General features: G+C 67.8%; 22 protein-coding genes and 1 pseudogene. 2 read left to right on the forward strand and 21 right to left on the reverse strand.

Annotated elements, in window-relative coordinates:
* Nucleotides 1-5 precede the first annotated feature (5 nt).
* The 6 genes from KHN96_RS22130 to KHN96_RS22155 form a co-directional block, all read right to left on the reverse strand.
* A complete protein-coding gene (locus KHN96_RS22130) occupies nt 6-1496 on the reverse strand; it encodes a phage portal protein (RefSeq protein ID WP_115044352.1) in 1491 nt (496 codons plus the stop codon).
* Between the two features lie 2 nt (nt 1497-1498).
* Complete coding sequence (locus KHN96_RS22135) at nt 1499-1720, reverse strand: phage head-tail joining protein (protein WP_115044353.1); 222 nt, start codon at nt 1718-1720, stop codon at nt 1499-1501.
* Nucleotides 1720-2112, reverse strand: a complete 393-nt coding sequence (locus KHN96_RS22140) for a hypothetical protein (protein WP_115044355.1) — start codon at nt 2110-2112, stop codon at nt 1720-1722. The genes KHN96_RS22135 and KHN96_RS22140 overlap by 1 nt, the downstream gene beginning before the upstream one ends.
* A complete protein-coding gene (locus tag KHN96_RS22145; RefSeq protein WP_115044357.1) occupies nt 2112-2603 on the reverse strand; it encodes a hypothetical protein in 492 nt (163 codons plus the stop codon). Before KHN96_RS22145 ends, KHN96_RS22140 begins: the two co-directional genes overlap by 1 nt.
* Nucleotides 2604-2638: 35 nt before the next feature.
* Nucleotides 2639-4600 carry a phage terminase large subunit family protein gene (locus KHN96_RS22150; RefSeq protein WP_115044358.1) on the reverse strand — a complete coding sequence of 654 codons (1962 nt, stop codon included), beginning with the start codon at nt 4598-4600 and terminating at the stop codon, nt 2639-2641.
* Between the two features lie 73 nt (nt 4601-4673).
* Nucleotides 4674-5204, reverse strand: coding sequence for an elements of external origin (locus KHN96_RS22155; RefSeq protein WP_115044360.1), 531 nt, complete (start codon nt 5202-5204; stop codon nt 4674-4676).
* 118 nt (nt 5205-5322) lie between these two features.
* Here KHN96_RS22155 and KHN96_RS22160 point away from each other — a divergent pair, with 118 nt between their 5' ends.
* On the forward strand, nt 5323-5922 hold the full coding sequence (locus KHN96_RS22160; protein ID WP_115044362.1) for a DUF3489 domain-containing protein: 600 nt from the start codon (nt 5323-5325) through the stop codon (nt 5920-5922).
* Here the strand turns inward: KHN96_RS22160 and KHN96_RS22165 are convergent.
* The 15 genes and pseudogenes from KHN96_RS22165 to KHN96_RS22235 form a co-directional block, all read right to left on the reverse strand.
* Nucleotides 5889-7151, reverse strand: coding sequence for a site-specific DNA-methyltransferase (locus tag KHN96_RS22165; RefSeq protein WP_115044364.1), 1263 nt, complete (start codon nt 7149-7151; stop codon nt 5889-5891). The genes KHN96_RS22160 and KHN96_RS22165 overlap by 34 nt on opposite strands.
* Nucleotides 7148-8575, reverse strand: coding sequence for a DNA modification methylase (locus tag KHN96_RS22170; protein WP_258558362.1), 1428 nt, complete (start codon nt 8573-8575; stop codon nt 7148-7150). Before KHN96_RS22170 ends, KHN96_RS22165 begins: the two co-directional genes overlap by 4 nt.
* On the reverse strand, nt 8557-9108 hold the full coding sequence (locus KHN96_RS22175; RefSeq protein WP_083460478.1) for an HNH endonuclease: 552 nt from the start codon (nt 9106-9108) through the stop codon (nt 8557-8559). Before KHN96_RS22175 ends, KHN96_RS22170 begins: the two co-directional genes overlap by 19 nt.
* A 430-nt stretch (nt 9109-9538) precedes the next feature.
* Nucleotides 9539-9862, reverse strand: a complete 324-nt coding sequence (locus KHN96_RS22180; protein WP_055424142.1) for a helix-turn-helix domain-containing protein — start codon at nt 9860-9862, stop codon at nt 9539-9541.
* Complete coding sequence (locus KHN96_RS22185; protein WP_072756620.1) at nt 9846-10229, reverse strand: type II toxin-antitoxin system RelE/ParE family toxin; 384 nt, start codon at nt 10227-10229, stop codon at nt 9846-9848. The genes KHN96_RS22180 and KHN96_RS22185 overlap by 17 nt, the downstream gene beginning before the upstream one ends.
* Nucleotides 10229-10648, reverse strand: a complete 420-nt coding sequence (locus tag KHN96_RS22190; RefSeq protein ID WP_102042479.1) for a DUF6362 family protein — start codon at nt 10646-10648, stop codon at nt 10229-10231. Before KHN96_RS22190 ends, KHN96_RS22185 begins: the two co-directional genes overlap by 1 nt.
* 95 nt (nt 10649-10743) lie before the next feature.
* Nucleotides 10744-11301, reverse strand: a pseudogene (locus KHN96_RS22880) (hypothetical protein); the annotation flags it as partial.
* Complete coding sequence (locus tag KHN96_RS22200; protein WP_115044368.1) at nt 11298-11813, reverse strand: DUF6511 domain-containing protein; 516 nt, start codon at nt 11811-11813, stop codon at nt 11298-11300. The pseudogene KHN96_RS22880 and the gene KHN96_RS22200, both read right to left, overlap by 4 nt.
* Nucleotides 11814-11824: 11 nt before the next feature.
* Nucleotides 11825-12451, reverse strand: a complete 627-nt coding sequence (locus KHN96_RS22205; RefSeq protein ID WP_115044369.1) for a hypothetical protein — start codon at nt 12449-12451, stop codon at nt 11825-11827.
* A 3-nt stretch (nt 12452-12454) separates the two neighbouring features.
* Complete coding sequence (locus tag KHN96_RS22210; RefSeq protein ID WP_115044371.1) at nt 12455-13291, reverse strand: ATP-binding protein; 837 nt, start codon at nt 13289-13291, stop codon at nt 12455-12457.
* On the reverse strand, nt 13291-13911 hold the full coding sequence (locus tag KHN96_RS22215; protein WP_019562414.1) for a GIY-YIG nuclease family protein: 621 nt from the start codon (nt 13909-13911) through the stop codon (nt 13291-13293). Before KHN96_RS22215 ends, KHN96_RS22210 begins: the two co-directional genes overlap by 1 nt.
* Nucleotides 13898-14392: a hypothetical protein gene (locus KHN96_RS22220; RefSeq protein WP_115044373.1), complete on the reverse strand. Its 495-nt coding sequence runs from the start codon at nt 14390-14392 to the stop codon at nt 13898-13900. Before KHN96_RS22220 ends, KHN96_RS22215 begins: the two co-directional genes overlap by 14 nt.
* Before the next feature lie 11 nt (nt 14393-14403).
* A complete protein-coding gene (locus tag KHN96_RS22225; protein ID WP_008648927.1) occupies nt 14404-14667 on the reverse strand; it encodes a helix-turn-helix transcriptional regulator in 264 nt (87 codons plus the stop codon).
* A gap of 221 nt (nt 14668-14888) precedes the next feature.
* On the reverse strand, nt 14889-15836 hold the full coding sequence (locus KHN96_RS22230) for a GGDEF domain-containing protein (protein WP_181817635.1): 948 nt from the start codon (nt 15834-15836) through the stop codon (nt 14889-14891).
* 73 nt (nt 15837-15909) lie between these two features.
* The gene (locus tag KHN96_RS22235) at nt 15910-16704 is read right to left on the reverse strand and encodes an alpha/beta fold hydrolase (protein WP_019561765.1); all 795 of its coding nucleotides are present in this window, start codon (nt 16702-16704) and stop codon (nt 15910-15912) included.
* An 88-nt stretch (nt 16705-16792) separates the two neighbouring features.
* On the opposite strand from KHN96_RS22235, the gene merP reads away from it, so the two are divergent.
* Nucleotides 16793-17026 (forward strand): mercury resistance system periplasmic binding protein MerP (merP, locus tag KHN96_RS22240; protein WP_211888738.1); only part of this gene is annotated, 234 nt, incomplete at its 3' end.

Raw genomic sequence — 17026 nt, forward strand, 5'->3', positions numbered from 1 at the left:
CGGTGTCAGTCCTGAGGATCGGTGTCGGGCGCGGGGGACGGCACCGGGGTGGCTGGTCTGTCGTGCCGGGGGTCGGAATCGAAGACCAGCCCCAATTCATCGGCGCGTCGGTTGTCGGCAGCGATCTCGCGGTCGATGTCCTCGGCGTCGTAGCCGTAGGCCGAGATCGCCTCCGAGCGGCTCATGAGCCCGGCGCGGATCGCGAGCTTCAAGGCGTTGAACTCCTTGAGCGGATCGACCCATTGCCAGCCCTGCGGAATCCATTTAGCGGCGAGGAACTCACGGCGCCGGCGCGCAAAACCCGGCAGCGACAGCGCGCCTTCGAGCACGGCCTGCGCCATCCAGGCCCGCCACACCGGGCGGCACAGCTGGTGCACGATCACCCCGTGCTGGATGGCCTCGCAGCGGCGGCGGAACTCCAGCAGCCCCGCGCGGATGCTGGAGTAGTTCACCTGGGTGAGATCGCCGGTGAGCATCTCGTAGGTGATGCCCATGGCCGCGGCCACGGCCCGGAACTGCTGGCGCATGAACTCGCCGTAGCTCGAGCCCACGTCCGCCGGCGCCGAGAACTTGATGTCCTCGCCCGGCTCCAGGATCTGCAGCGTGCCGGGTTCGAGCCCCGCGAGCGCCACCCCCTGGGCGTCGGGCAGCCCCTCGCCCATCAGGCTGTCCTCGGGGGCGAGCCGCGTGATGAAGCCGGCGAACATCGCGGCGGTTTTCTTGCGCACGAGCTCGGCGTCGTCGTACTGGTCCAGTTCGTGCAGCTTGATGAGGGCGCGGGCCAGCCACGGCTCGCCGCGGATCTGCCCCGGGCGCAGCGGGCGAAACAGGTGGATGACCTCGTCTGCGGGCACGCGCACGGTGTCCAGCCCTGCTGCGGCAGCCCCCGTGCCCGACATCGGGGCGAGGCTGCCGTCGCCCGGGTGCGAGCGGGTCAGGTGGTAGGCCACACGCCGGCCCAGCCGGTCGAACTCGATGCCGGCACGGATCACGTGGCCGGAAGGCAGGTCGCGGTGGAGCGTCACCGGCAGGTGCTCGGGCTCGAGCAGCTGCAACTGCAGCCCCACCGGCAGGCCGTCCTCGGGGCGGCGCCAGCGCAGCCGGATCAGGCACTCGCCGCCTTCGAGCATGGCCCGGCAGGCCAGGGCCTGCAGGCCGTAGAAGTCGGTCAGGCCCGCCGCGTCGGCCTCCTCCACCCAGTCCCGCCACAGCGCGTGGATGGCCTCGCGCAGCGCCGCATCCTGCACCATGCTCTGCGGCTTGATGCCGGTGCCGATGGCGTTGGCGACGAACGCCTCGATGCCCGTGGCCGCCCAGGCATTGCGCCGGGCCAGATCGCGGCTCTTGGCGCGCAGCTCGCCCTGGGTGTAGGCGAGTGCCGCGACCGCCCCGGGGTTGCCGACCTGCCAGGCCACGGCCCTGCGGCCGCCGCCTGCGCCGTCGTAGGTGGGGCTCGTGCCGAGCAGCCGGCGCTTGAGGGTATGCCACCAGCCCATGGTCAGGTCCCCTTGGCGGTGGTGACGCGGATCTGCCGCGGCGCACCGGGCCACAGCCCCGTGGCCACGGCCTGTTCGAAGAGGTCGCGCTTGACCGCGCGGATGGCGGCCTGCAGTTCCTCCACCGAGCGGTACTCGACGGTCTTGTCGCCGAAGCTCACGCGCTTCTCGCCCTTGGCGAGCGCGGCTTGCAGGGCCTCGAGGTCGGCTTCGGTGTAGGCCATCAGCGGTAGACCACGAGGTTGATTTCGGTGGAGTCGGCAAAAGCGCCGGCCGCGCTCGCGCAGCCCACATCGACGTGCGTCGGCGTCTTCTCGTCGGCGGTCGCGCGCACGATCAGCAGTCGCTGCGTGCCGCTGTTGGTGTTGCTGCGGGCGAGGCCCGCCCAGCAGTAGTTCGCATCCGGCAGCGGTGTGGCAAAGCGCACGCGGTAGCGGCCGGCCGCGCTGCGGGTCACCCCGGCCACGTTGTGGGCAGCGCGCACGACGATCTGGTTGCCGTCATACCCGAAGCACACCCAGGCCCGGGCCACGCCGGGGTGGGTGGCGTCGATCTTGGTCCGGACCTCGAGACCGATGCGGCTGGCCAAGGCGGCGACGCGCGAGGCCAGGCTCATCAGACGAGCGCCCCTTCGAAGACCGCGACGAAGTCGGTGTCGGTGTTGCCGATGTCGCTCGCAGCCGCCGCGCCGATGTTGCTGCGCGCCTGGGCGGCTTCGGCGGCGGTGAGCGTCTGCGCCGCATCGAAACGCACCCGGTGGTTGACGGCGGCCAGCAGCGCGTCCAGGCCGCTGGTGCCGTCTTGCAGCAGCTGCTGGATCTCCAGCAGGGTGTCGTAGGCGGCGTCCGCCCCGCCCAGGATCTCGGCTTTCAGCGCATCGAGCAGCGTGACGATCTTGCTCGACGAATAGGTGCTGGTGGTGGCGACCTGCGTGTCGTCGATCGCGCCGGACGCCAGCACCGCGGCCTTCAGTTCGTTGATGGCCGCCACGAGGCTCGTCTTGTCGGTGGTGGTGAGGGTGGCGAGGTTGCCGGCCTTGGCGCGCACGTCGTTGAACTCCTGCGCGACGCGGATGACCAGGCTTTCGATGCGGGTGGCAAGGGACATGTTTTCTCCTTCGGGTGTCGGGACGGCCAGCGGGATCAGCGCAGCCAGGGACTGCGGATCACGCGCCGGCGTGATGGGGTTGCAGAAACGGCGAGGCCACCTCGCTGGGTGGCCTCTTCAGGGTTCAATGCAGGAATCGGCGGCGGCGCATCTGGCGCAGGCGCCAGCCCCAGTTGCCGCTCCAACTCGCGCCAGTGGCGTTCCTCGAAGCGGTCCAGTCCCGCTGCGCTCGCGGCAGCCCGGGCGTAGACGTAGCAGTCCAGCGCTTCGTTCCTCTCGCGCATCTTCTGCCACTCGCGCACCGGGTAGCCGTTGCGGTCGCGGCGGGTGATCAGTTGTTCGGCGCAGAGCTGCTGCAAATACTCGGCATCGATCTTGGGCAGGTGCAGAAAGCCAGCCGGATAGACCGGGGTCGATCCGTCCTCACCCACATCGGCGTTCTTGCGCAGGTTGTTGTAGAGCTCGAGCTTGGCGATGCCCACCGTCACGCTGTAGACCTTGATGCCCCGGCGCAGCCGCTTGCCCGAGAGCGAGACATCGACTGCGGTCGGCGTGCCGATCAAGGCGGCCCCACGGGCCACGCCTTTGACTGCCATCACGCGCGGATCGCGGCAGGCGCGCACGAAGGCATAGGCTTCCTGGGTCGCAAAGCCCGTGTCGAGCGCGAAGCGCGCCAGCGGAACCTGGTTGCCGGATTCGTGCGTCCATGTCTCGTCGATCAGCTCGGACAGCCGCTTCCACACTGCATCGCGGGCCGTGTCGCCCATCAGCACCCGGTGCTCGACGAGCCACGCTTCCTTGCCGCGCCCGAAGGCCCAGACCGAGACCTCGATGCGGTCCTTCTGCACGTCGGCGCCAGCGGTGAGCAGCAGGCCGCCTGCGGGAATGGTGCCGATGGCGTAGTCCTCGCGTCGCTCCAACAGGCGTTGCCAGTCGGGCGCTTCGCCCTCCTCGACCCAGGTCTCGCCCAGTTCGGTGTTCTTGAAAGTCTTGATCGCCGCAGCCGAGCCGGACTCCTTGCCAACCGCCGCCTCCCAAGCCGCGGCGATGTCGCGCCAGGACCGCCAGCCCACCGGGCTGTAGAGTGACGACAGGTGAAAGCCCGCCGTCTTGGCACCGGGGGCCATGGCCCGCCACTCCCCATGCTCCAGCATCCAGGTCTTGTGGTGCTCGGCAATGGGTGTATCGCAGGCCTCGCAAACGTAAGCGGCGGTGTCCGGTGCGCCCTTGTCCCAGCGCAGCTGCTCGAAGCGCAGCCACTGCCGGTGCCCGCAGTGCGGGCAGGGCACGACGTAGCGGCGCTGGTCACTGGCCTCGTATTCGCGCTCGATGGCGCTTGCGCCCGAGATCGTCGGCGTGGAGACGATGAAGATCTTGCGCCGGGCAAACGTTCGGGTGCGCGCCTCGGCCAGCGAGATCGCATCGCCCTCGCCCTCGACGTCCAGCGGATAGCCGTCCACCTCGTCGAGAAACAGGTAGCGCACCGGCATCGAGCGCAGCCCGACCGCGCTGTTGGCACCGGTCATCACCAGCACGCCGCCGCGGAACTCCTTGGCCAGGATGGTGTTGCCCGAGTCGCGTGAGCGCGCCGGGGCGATGAGTTCGGACAGCACCGGCGACTCCTCGATCAGCGGGTCGATACGCTGCTTGGAGTTGCGCTTGGCCATCTCGACCGTCGGCCACACCGCCATCATCGGCCCCGGCGCGTGGTGGATCACGTAGCCGATCCAGTTGCTGCCCATTTCGGTCGCACCGAGTTGCGCCGCCTTCATGAACACCACCCGCTCGATGGGCGAGGTGGGCGAGAGGCAATCCATGATCTCGCGCAGGTAGGGCGTGCGGCTGGTGCGCCAGCGCCCCGGCTCGGCTGAGGCTTTGCTCGAGAGCACCCGGTGGCGGTCGGCCCACTCGGAGACGGTGAGCAGCGGGTCGGGCGTCAACCCCTCGCGCCAGGCGCGCTCGATGACGTCCCAGCCCTCATAGGCGAACTCGTCCATCACAAATTCGTCGGGAACGAATTTGGACGCGCGCCAGCGCGCCCGTCAGGGTGAAACACGGGGACGTGTTTCATCAATCGACCCGAACCTTGAGTTCCCCGAGCTCGGCGAGGTGCTCGCGCACGGCGGCATCCAGGGCCACGTGCAGGGTGTGAGCCTCCACGCCGAGCCGGGCCGCCATCTGCGCCGAGATCCGCGCCGGCCAGTTGAGCCAAGCGTCGCGCTCCGTACGGGCGAGCTTGAACACATGCGCGATGGCCTGGTGGCGATCGACCAGTTCGCCCTTGAGGCGGGCCAGCCGCACCTTGTTGGTCTGCGCCTTGACCACCTCGTTGACCGTGCGCGCCTGCACGAGCGTGGTGCCGCCTGCGGGCAGGCCGGTGGCGAGGTTGGGGGCCGGATCGTCCGCCACCCGCACCTTCGCGGCCCGGGCGCCCGTTCCTGCCTTCGGCGGCTCGGAGTTCCGGGTCCAGTCGCGGTCGGCCCGGTCCGGGTCGATGGTGCCGTCCGCCTCGGGCGTGATGCGTCCGGCGCGGATGGCCTTGTGCACGGCGGTGTCCGATACCCCACGGTGACGGGCGTAGGCGCGAATCGAGATGCCCATGGCCCTTTCGATCAAGTCATCGTCAGTTCTTGGCCAACATCCGCAGAAAACGCTTGGCTTCACGGGCGAGAAGCGCGTTCATCACCTCACCCGATCACACCCTCCGAAGGAGCCACCCATGACCACCATCACCCTGACACCGACCCAGCACGCCATCCTGGCCCACGCCATCGAGCACCACGGCGGCCGGATCGACGGGTTCCCCGAGCACATCAAGGGCGGCGCGCGCCAGAAGGTGCTGGCAGGCCTGGCCAACCGCGCCCTGATCACGACCGATGGCAGCCACTGGTTCGTCGCCGCCGAGGGCTACGACGCTCTGGGGCTGCCGCGCCCCGGCGCGAAGACGCCGAGCGCGGGTTCGTTCGAAGCCCGTCTCGATCAGATCATCGCGAATGCGGAAGCGGCGACAGCCGCCGCGAGCGATCCCGAGATGGAAGCCGCCGTCACCGCGGCGGAGGCCGCGTGGACGCGGGCGAAGGACGAGGCACCGCGCCGCACCCGCGCCGACAGCAAGCAGGCGCAGGTGATCGCGATGCTGCGCCGCCCCGAGGGCGCCACGATCCGCCAGATCATGGATGCCACCGGTTGGCAGGCGCACACGGTGCGCGGCACCCTGGCCGGGGCGCTCAAGAAGAAGCTGGGTCTCGCCATCGTCTCCGACAAGCCCCAGGGCGGCGAGCGCGTCTATCGCATCGTCGCGCAGGACGCGGCCGCCTGATCGAACACCACGCCATCGGCCTCGCGGGTAGCCTGCTGGCCGGTGAAATCCTGCCAGCGGCGTACGATCACATCCACGTACTTGGGATCGAGCTCGATCAGCCGCGCGATGCGGCCGGACTTCTCAGCGGCGATCAGCGTCGTGCCCGAACCCCCGAAGGGGTCCAGCACCACATCGCCCGGGCGGCTGGAGTTGCGGATCGCGCGTTCGACCAGTTCCACTGGCTTCATGGTCGGGTGCAGGTCGTTCTTCTGCGGCTTCTTGATCTGCCACACATCGCCCTGATCGCGGTCGCCGCACCAGTGGCGCTGCGCGCCTTCGGGCCAGCCGTAGAGGATCGGCTCGTACTGGCGCTGGTAGTCGGCGCGCCCGAGCGTGAAGGTGTTCTTGGCCCAGATGATGAAGGTCGACCAGTGGCCGCCGGCGGCGCGGAAGGCCGCCTGCAGCGTGTCCAGTTCGCTAGAGGACATGGCGACGTAGATCGCGCCGCGGGTGTGCACCATGATCAGCGCCAGCGCGTCGTAGAGGAAATCGTAGAAGCCTTCGCCCAGCGCATCGTTGAGGATGGGACGGTGTTTGCCACGCAGTTTGTCTTTCGCGCTGTTGGCGTAATTGACGTTGTAGGGAGGGTCGGTGAACACCATGTCCGCTTGTTCACCGTCTGGGAACAGGCGCGCATAGGCCTCGGCGGTGGTCGCGTCGTCGCACACCAGCCGATGGGGGCCGAGCAGCCAGACATCGCCCCGCTTGGACACCGGCTCTTCCGGCATCGCCGGGATGGCATCGTCTTCCGTCCGGCCCTCGATCTGTGGTTCCTCATCGGCCAGCAACGCGGCCAGTGCATCGGCGTCGAACCCGGTGAGATCGAGGTCGAAGCCTTCGTCTTGCAGTGCCTCCAGCTCCACGCGCAGTAGCGCATCGTCCCAGGTCGCCAGCTCCGCGAGCCGATTGTCGGCGAGCACCAAGGCGCGGCGCTGGGTCGGTGTAAGGTGGTCGAGCACCACCACCGGCACGGTGGCCAGGCCCAGCTTGCGCGCCGCGGCGAGCCGTCCGTGGCCCGCCACCAGCACGCCGTCGGCACCGGTGAGAATGGGATTGACGAAACCGAACTCGGCAATCGATGCGGCGATTCTCGCGATCTGCTCCTCCGAGTGCTGGCGGGCGTTGCGCACGTAGGGCAGCAGCTTGGTCGTCGGCCAGTGCTCGATGCGATCGGCCAGCCAGCTCATGCAGTGACCTCCGCCGTCTCGCCCAACCGCTCGGCGGCGACTTCGGCGAAGGTCCGGCCGCTGCCCTCCAGCACCGGCGCCGTGCCCGGGTGGTGCTGCAGCCAGCGGCGCAGCGCGACGTCCACGTACTGGGGAGCGAGTTCGATGGCGCGTACCGGGCGGCCGGTGAGTTGGCCGGCCAGCAGCGTGGTGCCCGAGCCCGCGAACGGCTCGAAGACGATCTCGCCCGCGTCGGTGTAGGCCTCGATGAAGAACTTCGGCAGGCCCACCGGGAACACCGCCGGATGATCGATGCCTTCACCGATGCGGCCGCGCTGGCGCGTCACCTCGACGACCGAGTCTGGGATGCGGAACGCCTGCGTCGGCTGCCCGGCGTGGTTCCAGGCGCCGACCTTGCCGTCCTTGCTGCGCATCGCGGTGGACGATCCGTCGGCGCGCAGGTGCGTCTCGTGACCGGCCCACTTGCAGGGCACGATCTTGTTCGGCTTGCGCGAGCGTCGGTTGAAGTGGAAGACGAACTCGTGGCGGGGCGCCAGCCGCCCGGCCCAGTCGCCGGGCACGGTCACCGCCTGGTCCCACACGTACCAGCCGAAGCGCCGAAAGCCCTGCGTGCGCATCCACTCGATCCAGCCGTCCCAGTACGGCTGCCATTCGTTGTCGCGATGGACGAGGCCGAGGTTGACCAGCATCTGGCCGTCCTCGCGCATGGCCGTTTGAGCAGCGCCGAACACGCTTTGCATCAGTGCGTCCCAGTCCGAGATGCCGCCGGTGGTGTAGTCGCGCTGGTTGGCATACGGCGGACTGGTGAACAGCAGGTGAGCGCGATCGCCCTCGAGGAGGCGCACGACGGCGGCCGCGTCGCGGCTGTCGGCGCAGATCAGGCGGTGCTCGCCCAGGAGCCACAGATCGCCTGGCCGCGTGACCGCCACCGTGGGCGGTGTGATGTCGTCCTCGTCCGCATCCGATGACTCGCCGCTCACTGCTGCTTCATCCTCGGCGACCGGCTCTTCCTCGATGTCAGCCAGGAGTCGCTCGATCTCGGCATCATCGAAGCCGGTGAGCGCGAGGTCGTAACCCGCCTCCGACAACTCGGCCAGTTCCAGCGAAAGCAGTTCCTCGTCCCATTCCGCCCAACTGACGGACCTGTTGGCGATCAGCCGAAAGGCCTTGATCTGAACATCGGAGAGTTCATCGGCCAGGACTACCGGGACGGTCTTGAGGCCGAGCTTGCGCGCCGCCTTGAGCCGCAAATGTCCGTCCACCACTTCACCCGTGCTGCGGGCCACGACAGGAATCCGGAATCCAAACTCCACGATGGCCGCAGCCATCCGGTCGACCGCGTGATCGTTTTTTCGCGGGTTGCGTGCGTAGTCGATCAATCGCTCTATCGGCCAATGCTGCAGGTTTAGCTCAGATGCAACCAAGTCTCACCTCGGACAATGTGATGGATGACATGGCGAGAAACGTCAAACTCGCGCGCCAGACGGATTTGCTCGCCACGCCTTCCCGAGTAGCGGCGGCGAATCTCTCGCACCGCACTGTCTGTCAGCGTGGTACGCGGGTGCCGTTGCCCTCGAAATACTGGAACATGGGCTGTGCCATGCACGAAGCTGTCGGCCACGTTCTGCGCATGCGTGGCCCAGCGCAAGTTGGTGATCGCGTTGTTGTGGCGATTGCCGTCGGAATGCGCGACTTCGTGCAGCGGGCTCGGCGGCGGGCCAAGAAAAGTCAGCGCAACCAAGCGATGGATGCCGGTCTTGAGTCCCTTCGCGCCAAGTTGTACGTACCAGTAGCCATATCCCGCCAGCCACGGCTTGAGCACATGACCGGTTCGCGTGTTGCGAACGGCGCCGAGACTGCAGACCTCGTAGCGGGTGTCGCCTGGAAACGGACGCCACTCGCCCCCTGTCGCCACGTCTGTCATCAGCGGTGATCGGCAGAAGTCTGTTCGTTGCATCAAAGGCCAGCGGCCCGGACGGGTGAAAGGAGGAAAGCCCCCTCACGGGCCGCGAGGGTCGCTGCTGCGTTGAAATGAAAAAACCCGCCGACGTTCAGACCGTGGGCGGGTTTCGTAATGCGTACTGGATGGTGGCGGGGTGCAAACTGCAAACCATGCAAACCCCGGTTTGCACTCTGACGCTAGATAAGCATCGCGCTCGCGCCCCCCGCATGGGCTATTGGCCAGGAAGGACCCGTCGATGCCCGGGCGGCTTCCTCGACCGACGCCGCTGTCCAGACCTTAGCCGAAATGCTACCCCCAAACGGGCGGATCTGTTGCAGTGGCGAAAGCCGCATTTCGCCGCCGATGCGCGCGGATGCGCGACCGCACCCGCCAAATCACGCCAAAACACGCAGGCGCAATGGCGGTGCGCTCGTGCCCCGCGACTTCAGAGCACGGCCTCCAGCCCTTTGCGTTCGATGAGGTCGAGCAGCTTCTGCGAGGGACCGCTGGGCTTCTTGTCGCCCACTTCCCACTTGCGCACGGTCGAGACGCTGGTGTTGAGGACCGATGCCAGCACGGCCTGACTCAAGTGCAGGCGTTCGCGCAAGGCGCGCACTTTCTCAGCGTCGTATTCATGCACCGGCTCCAGGCACAGCGCGTCGTACTTGCGCATCTTGCGCTTGTCGATGAAGCCCAGGCGATGCAGGTCGCGCGCCGTTTCGTGAACGGCTTCGAGCAGGCGGCTCTTGGACTTAGGCTCGTTTGTCATGGCAAATCTCCTGCAATGTTCCGTCGGCAACGGATTCATCCAACTGGCGCGCGGGACGGGCCAGCAGATCGGCGGCCAGATCCTGCAGCGCTTCCAGTTCCTCGTCATCGATGTTGGCCCGCTCGTTTTTCTCGAAGCCGTAGACGAAGAACCAGCGATCGCCCTTGTTGGTGGCGATCAAGGTGCGCGCGCCACCACGCTTGCCGCGGCCAGCCAAGCCCACGCGCTTTTTCACCACGCCACCGCCCAGGTCGGCATCGATGAGGCCCGCGGCCATCTCCTCGACCGCTTGACACAACCCGGCGTCTGTCAGTTCGGTCTTGCGCATCCAACGAGCGAAGTGGCGCGTCTTGAAGACTCTTCTCATTAGCGAAGTATGCCACTTAGTGGCACCATGTGTCGAGAAGTTCCTTGCTCTCCGTTCAGACGGTCGGCCACGATCGAGAGCGCCCGCTGCCACCGCCGCCAGGCGGTGGTCCGGTCGCAGCCGAAGCGGGCGCAGATGTCGCGCCAGCGGTGGCGCTCGGCGCGCATCCATACCAGGTGGCGTTCCTCTTCCTCCAGCCACAAGACCCAGCGCATGGTCTCGAGCATGCGCTCGATGGCCTCGGGGCTGGGCGGGAAGCGCCGGATCGAGGGTTCGGCCCCCAGCGTCTCCCAGGGCATGCGCCGGATCGCGGGCCAGGTGTTGAAGTAGCCCTGCACCCGCACGGGCGGCAGGCGGTGGGCGGTGATGGCCGCCTCCCGGAAGCGTTCGGCCACACGCTCGACGGTCCACTCAGCCATGGCGCGCCTCCCGTGCACCGTAGAGCCGCTCGCCGATCTGCCGGATCAGCTCGCGTTCCATCCAGTCGAGCCGGTCGTCCTCCAGGGAGACGACGAGCAGGCGTTGCTCGCGCCAGCCGCGGCGCTTGCGCGTGCAGTTCGAGATAGGCCTGGTAGAGCGCCACTTGCGCGGCGTAGACCGGGCGGGCAGACGCGAGCCGGTGCTTCTCCAGTTCCCGCCACGACTTGGCGCTCAAGGCTTTGTTCTCCCACAGCGCCGGGTAGCCGGAACCGAAGCCCAGGTCGGGCCCGGCGACGAGCACGCCATCGACGTGGCCCTGCAGGCGCCCGTCCAGCGCCGAGAAGCCGAATTGCTCCCCCGCGTCGTTACGCGTGCGCAGATCGAAGCCCGCCGCGCGCAGCCATCCGACCATGCAGTCCTCGATCACGTGGCCGCGCTCGAAGACGCGCAGCAGGCGGCCGTCGGTCTCGCGACCCGGATCGACCGGAGCGTCGGCGACCTCGTACTGCAGCGCGCGCTCGCAGGCGGCCCCGAGGCGCGAGGCGCCGAGGTAGGTGCGGCGAGGCTGCGCCGCGCGAGACTGCTGCAGCCCGGCATCGATCAGCGCCGTGAGCTGACCCGACAGGCTCTTGGAGGCGTTGAAGTCCATCATCGCCGCGCCTCCTTGGGTGCTGCCGTGCGTGCCGTCTGCGCTTGAGCCTTCGGCTCCTCCCACGGCAGATCGTCCTCGAGGTCGGCGAAGGGGTCGGACACCGGGTCTTTCAAGCCCCGCACCGGCGGATACTTGGTCGCCTCGTGGTGCTCGACCATCGCGTCCGTGTAGCAGGTGACGATGGCGTCGATCACCTGGAGCGCCTCGGCCTCGGAATACTCGCCCAGCGGCTTGGCAAAGCCGATCTCGCCCGCGACCTCGCCGAAGGCCTTGAGGCACTTCTTCATCGCGGCCAGTTCGACGTCAGACGGGTCGATCATGGCCACCTCCGTCTTGGGCGTGCGTCCTTCCTGCACCCGCAGCCACTGACCGTAGAGCGCGTGAAACGCCTCCTGGCAACGCCGCGAGCAGAACACCCAGTCGATCGGATAGCGCCGGGCGTCGCCCACCGGATGCCGAAGGTCCGAGTGGCCGTAGCCGCGCGCCTGTCGTTTGCAGACCCAACACTTCACTGACCCTCCTCTCACTGCGCCCAGGCGGGCTTGCCCGGCATGGCGGGGCGTTGCGGGTTGACGGGCGGCGTCGTGCGCGGCGGGGTTGCTGCGGCGGGCGCGCCGGTGGAACCACTGCCGGGGTTCTTCGGCGGCAGCCCCATCAGCCGGGCGTAGTCCGGGTGGTCGGGCTCGACGGCGCTCTTGACGACGTTCTTCAACTCGCCGCGGCCGTCCTTCTCGACGTCGATGCGGGCGAGGAACTCGATGCCGTCGAGCTCGTGGAAGCCCTGGATGCGCCGCGCGGCGGCGGCCTGCGGGCTCATGTCCTGGGGATGGACATTGCGGGCGGAATTGAGCACGGCGCGCACGAAGCTGCGCCCCATCTGGCCCCAGGCCGGGCCCTTCGGGGAATGCAGGCCGATGTTGCTCCAGAGCTTGCGCCGGGCGTACTCGCCCTCCAGCACGACGAACTCGGCCGCCAGATACACCGAGCCGGACTCGTTGCTCTGCGTGGCGTAGCCGCCGGTCCAACCCTGGGCCGGGTCGTCAAAGCCCCCGGGCTTGAGCGTCATGCGCACGCGGGCGAGCGTGCCCTTGGGGATGAGGTCGAAATTGGGCTGCTGCTGCGCGTCGTTGAAATCGTTCCAGGCGGTCATGGCTTACTCCTCGAAGGCGGTGGCGGATGGCGGAAGGCGGGTGGCGGCGGCGCACTTGTCGATCAGCGCGCGCAGGTTCGGCGGCTCCAGCAACTCGAGCTGGCCGCTGCGGTCCTTGGCCGGATAGCCGTAGGGGTTCACCGTGTGGCAGACGAAGGCGCGGTAGGACGATCCGTCCTCGGCCTTGATCTCGGCCAAGGTGACCACCTCGTCGACGATGCCGGGCAGTTCCGCGGCGGTCTTGGCGCCCTCGATCTGCGGCACGAAGACCTTGCGGTTGAAGTCGTCCAGGCGCTCGTCGAGGATGGCCACGAACACGACGTGCTTGCCGCGCGCGTGCTGCAGATGGGTCAGCGCCCCGATCAGTTCCGAGCCGAGCAGGCCGTAGGCGCCCCGGGTGTCGGGCTTGCCGGTGCGCTCGCTGTAGGCTTGCGGCTGGGTCTTGGCCCAGATCAGGGCGAGGCGCGCGAGCACGGTGATCGAGTCGACGAAGTAGGTGTCGTACTTGGCGAGTTGACCGGGATCGCCGTAGCGCTCGCACACATGCCGGTAATGCGCCTCGGAGTACGGCGCATCCGCCGGCAACGCCGGGTTCGGGCCGGCGAGGAACACCACGAGATCGCGGAACTCCGGCCAGGTGGTCGGGCGCACGCAGTCGCCGCGCCAGTCCTTGACGGCCAAGTCGCCAGCCTCGAGGTCGACGAACAGGGTCGATCCTTCCGGCAGCGTCTTGAGCTGGCTGGTCTTGCCGATGCCGCTCTTGCCTAGAAGCACGAGCTTCACGCCCTGCTTCTCGCGCAGCCGCTGATCGGCGGTGATGATGGGAAGACGTCGCTCCATCACTGCACCTCCAGCAATACTGCGCGCAGTGCGCGAAGATCGAGCCCGGTCGTGGCTTCGATGACGGCCAAGGCGTTGAACATGCCTTCGGTCTCGGACAGGCCTGTGCGGCGCCCCAACTCGACGTGTGCATCCAAGAGACGACTGGCTTCGAGCGTCAATTCACCTTGGGAGGTGATCCCAAGTCCGGCCGCGATATTGCGCATCAGCTTGTTGCAAAGAGCCCACGCACTGCGGTGTCGTGCTGCGTAATCCTCCGGCACGGTCCATTCGAGTGTCTGGGCTTCGACTGCCCGACGCACGGTGGACAAATCGTTCGGGAGAACTTCCCTTCGTCCGTCGTTGCCTAGCCACCGTAGGGCACCAGACTCGACGGCCCGATAGTTGAAGTGCGGACGAGTGGTCAGGCTGCGCCAGATCGATACGCCGTAGCGCGCGGTTTCAGTGCGGTGTTGGGCCAGGCGCTGCGCCAGATTGGTCGTCGAGCCAAGCTTGCAAGTGCCGTTGGAAAGGGCCAACACGTAGACATAGCCCAACCCATCGGCGCGGGGCAGCGACGAGGCAAAGGCCAAGGCTGCGTTCACGTCGTCGTCGATAAGCCAGAAGTCAGGCGCTCGCATGGCCAGCCTCCTCATCGATCGACAACCGGAACGTGGGCTTGCCGGGCTTGACGGTGCGGGCGGCCTCGAACCCGGCGCGCAGTGCCGGCGGCCAGTTGGAAAAGCGCGATTCCGAGACGGAGTACTCGACGTCCAGGTAGTCCTCGACCTTCTCGCCGGCGGCGGCGATGCGCCGGGCGATGGCGGCCAGTTGCGCCTGGTCCCAGGACACGCGCTTGGGTTGGTCGACGGTCACGCGCAGCGAGCCGTCGTTGAGGTGGATGACGCCGAAGTCCTTGCCGGCCTCAATGCGCGCGGCCTTGGCCCGTTCGCCATAGGCGGCATCGAGCGCCGCGTCGAACTTGGCGCGGGCCTGCTTGAGCCAGGCGAGCGCTTCGTCCAGGTGGCGGCTGATCTCGGCCTTCTGGGCGGGCGGAAGTTGAGCCAGCTGGCCGACGGACATCGCGGCGATGTCGGCGGGGTAGAGGGTCAAATCGCTCATCGCATCCCCCTTCAGCGCGCCGCGCGCTCGGAGGTCGAGTCGTGCAGGGCACCACGCTCGAACTCGATGACCGACTCCAGGGGGTAGCTGACGCGCTTGGACAGCTTCAGGTAGCGCGGGCCACGCCCTTCGCTGCGCCAGCGCTGCAGGGTCTTGGGGCTCAGCCCCCAGCGCTGCGCGAGCTCGTTCTCGTTGAGGACCCGACGATCGCCGGGAGACAGACCGTTGATCGCATCGACCGGCGACCGGGTGATGGTGCTTGCCGTTGTCGGCATGGAAGCCTCCTATGACGCTGTTGAGGAACAGGTGTCATTGCAGGCTTCTGGTGGCGAACCTTGGAGGGACCGAATGGCGAACCACGAAGGAACTTCTGGTTCGCCGATGGCCACAAGCACGAACGGCGTGCACGCGGCTCGCCTGGCCGGACTGGATTGGGATGAGGGGGGTGCGACACAGGCTCCTTCGCACCGATGGAGCGCCGACGGGTCGTGCGGCGTCAGCGCCGACTGGACGAATGGCAGACTGTGGTGTTGCGGCCCTGGGACTTGGCGGCATACAGCGCCTCGTCGGCGTGTTGCAGCACCTCATAGAGATCGGCATCGTCGCTGAGCGCAGCGGCGGCGCCGATGCTCACCGTCACTGCCAGTCCACCGGGCCGGGCGCGGGCGATCTCCTCATGCGCCCGCGCGGCCACTACCAGCGCTTGCGAGACGTCCGCGTCGGGCAGCACCAGCGTGAACTCCTCTCCGCCATAGCGAACCACGGTGTCGCTTTGCCGCGCGCAGCGTCGCAGGCACTCGGCCACCCCCGCCAGCACCGCATCGCCCCGCGCATGGCCGTGCTGGTCGTTGATGGCCTTGAAGTGGTCGATGTCGATCATGAGCACCGCATATGGCCTCCTTGGTGCCGGGCGCGATGCCAGCGCCTGCGACAGCGCCTGCAGGCTGCGCCGGTTGCCCAACCCGGTGAGGGGATCATGGGCGGCCAGTTCGGACAGGGTGCGGTTCTCGGCCTGCGTCTGATGGATTTGCCGCTGGAGCTGCCCGTTGAGCAGGCGCAGCCGCGCGTGCGCCTCCTGCAACTGCTCGGCCTGGGATTGCGCGCGTTGCCGGGCCTGGATCAGCGCTTGTTCGAAAGCTTGGCGATCCTCGGCGGCGAACAGCAGCCACAAATACTGCGGCTCGGCGTCGTGTTCCATCCGCTTGGCGCTGACATAAGCCCCCGAGCGCCGGCCGCCTGGCTGCCAGTAGGCAAAGATTTCGACGATGAGGCCGTCGCGGCGCAGCGTGGGCCAGACGTGGGTTTCGAAGAAGATACGGCCGGCGGGCGTGAGCCAGTCGGTCATCGTCACGGCAACATCGCCTTGCGCACCCGGATCGGGCAAGCCCGCCCACTCGGCCAGCCGAGCGTTGTAGCGCCGCAGCACGCCCTGGCCGTCGGTCACCCAACAGGGCGCGGGAATGTCGCTCAGGGGGACGTGGCTCATCAGGGGGGGGCGGCTGGGCTCGCGCCCCGCGCTAATCCTTCAACACTCCGCGCACCGCCTCGATGACCAGGTGGGGGTGGCTCATGTGGGCGCAGTGCCCGGTGACGTCGAGCACCTGCAAGGTGCTGAGCGGCAGATGGGCGTGCAAATACTCGCCCACCGCCAGCGGCGCCAGCGCGTCGCGGGCATGCTGCAAGATGAGGCAGGGGGTGCTCACCCGAGGCAGATCGGCGCGGTTGTCGGCAAAGAAGGTGGCCTCGGCGAAAGTCTTGGCCATCACCGGGTCGGTGGAGCAGAAGCTCTCGCGCAGTCTGGCGCGCGATGTGTCGCTGTCGCCGGCGACCACGGGTGCCAAGAAATCCGCCCAGCCCATGTAGTTGCGCTGCATCAGCTCCAGAAGCTCTTGCAGGTCGCTGCGCTCGAAGCCGCCGACGTAGGGGGGATCGTTGACGAAGCAGGGGTTGGGGCCGATCAGGACCAGGTGCCGGAACCATTGCGGGCGCTCGATGGCCGCCAGCATGGCGATCGAGCAGCTCACCGAATGCGCCACCACTACCACGTCGCGGGTCAATCCGGTGGCCTCGCACACCTCCAGCAGGTCCTGCGCATAGCCGCGCAAATGGCAATAGCGCTGCACCGAAAACGCCGACGGATCGGAGCGGCCCGAGCCGACGTAGTCGAACAACACCTGCCGGTGCCGGCCGGCGAACGCTGGCGTGATATCGGCCCACATGTCTTGATGGCAGCCAAAGCCGTGGGCGTAGAGCACAGGGGTGCCTGGGCCCGCATGGTCGGTGACGTGATTGCGCCGCAGGATGTTCGTCATGGGTTTGAGCTCCCCCTCGAAGGACAGGCCAGCGTCAAACTGGTCGCGTTTCCCACGCCACTATCTTATGGGAAGAACGGAGGTCGTCATGAAAAAACGGCTGGCATGGTCCTGCCTCGCGCTCGCTCTCGCATCGAGCGCTCCGGCGACGGCGGCCCCCAAGACCGTCACGCTTGCCGTGCCGGGCATGAACTGCGCCGCCTGTCCCATCACGGTCAAGAAGGCGCTCGGCAAGGTGCCGGGCGTGGCCAAGACGGACGTGAACCTCGACAAACGACAGGCGACCGTGACGTTCGACGACGCGCGGGCGAATGTAGAGGCG

This window comes from Ralstonia mannitolilytica (assembly GCF_905397375.1).
GTDB classification, from domain to species: Bacteria; Pseudomonadota; Gammaproteobacteria; order Burkholderiales; family Burkholderiaceae; genus Ralstonia; species Ralstonia mannitolilytica.

What these genes read in the sequence shown, in the direction of transcription:
- KHN96_RS22130 (WP_115044352.1), bottom strand. Translation starts at nt 1,496, where the DNA reads ATGGGCTGGTGGCATACCCTCAAGCGCCGGCTGCTCGGCACGAGCCCC.
- KHN96_RS22135 (WP_115044353.1), bottom strand. Translation starts at nt 1,720, where the DNA reads ATGGCCTACACCGAAGCCGACCTCGAGGCCCTGCAAGCCGCGCTCGCC.
- KHN96_RS22140 (WP_115044355.1), bottom strand. Translation starts at nt 2,112, where the DNA reads ATGAGCCTGGCCTCGCGCGTCGCCGCCTTGGCCAGCCGCATCGGTCTC.
- KHN96_RS22145 (WP_115044357.1), bottom strand. Translation starts at nt 2,603, where the DNA reads ATGTCCCTTGCCACCCGCATCGAAAGCCTGGTCATCCGCGTCGCGCAG.
- KHN96_RS22150 (WP_115044358.1), bottom strand. Translation starts at nt 4,600, where the DNA reads ATGGACGAGTTCGCCTATGAGGGCTGGGACGTCATCGAGCGCGCCTGG.
- KHN96_RS22155 (WP_115044360.1), bottom strand. Translation starts at nt 5,204, where the DNA reads ATGGGCATCTCGATTCGCGCCTACGCCCGTCACCGTGGGGTATCGGAC.
- KHN96_RS22160 (WP_115044362.1), top strand. Translation starts at nt 5,323, where the DNA reads ATGACCACCATCACCCTGACACCGACCCAGCACGCCATCCTGGCCCAC.
- KHN96_RS22165 (WP_115044364.1), bottom strand. Translation starts at nt 7,151, where the DNA reads ATGAGCTGGCTGGCCGATCGCATCGAGCACTGGCCGACGACCAAGCTG.
- KHN96_RS22175 (WP_083460478.1), bottom strand. Translation starts at nt 9,108, where the DNA reads ATGCAACGAACAGACTTCTGCCGATCACCGCTGATGACAGACGTGGCG.
- KHN96_RS22180 (WP_055424142.1), bottom strand. Translation starts at nt 9,862, where the DNA reads ATGACAAACGAGCCTAAGTCCAAGAGCCGCCTGCTCGAAGCCGTTCAC.
- KHN96_RS22185 (WP_072756620.1), bottom strand. Translation starts at nt 10,229, where the DNA reads ATGAGAAGAGTCTTCAAGACGCGCCACTTCGCTCGTTGGATGCGCAAG.
- KHN96_RS22190 (WP_102042479.1), bottom strand. Translation starts at nt 10,648, where the DNA reads ATGGCTGAGTGGACCGTCGAGCGTGTGGCCGAACGCTTCCGGGAGGCG.
- KHN96_RS22205 (WP_115044369.1), bottom strand. Translation starts at nt 12,451, where the DNA reads ATGACCGCCTGGAACGATTTCAACGACGCGCAGCAGCAGCCCAATTTC.
- KHN96_RS22210 (WP_115044371.1), bottom strand. Translation starts at nt 13,291, where the DNA reads ATGGAGCGACGTCTTCCCATCATCACCGCCGATCAGCGGCTGCGCGAG.
- KHN96_RS22215 (WP_019562414.1), bottom strand. Translation starts at nt 13,911, where the DNA reads ATGCGAGCGCCTGACTTCTGGCTTATCGACGACGACGTGAACGCAGCC.
- KHN96_RS22220 (WP_115044373.1), bottom strand. Translation starts at nt 14,392, where the DNA reads ATGAGCGATTTGACCCTCTACCCCGCCGACATCGCCGCGATGTCCGTC.
- KHN96_RS22225 (WP_008648927.1), bottom strand. Translation starts at nt 14,667, where the DNA reads ATGCCGACAACGGCAAGCACCATCACCCGGTCGCCGGTCGATGCGATC.
- KHN96_RS22235 (WP_019561765.1), bottom strand. Translation starts at nt 16,704, where the DNA reads ATGACGAACATCCTGCGGCGCAATCACGTCACCGACCATGCGGGCCCA.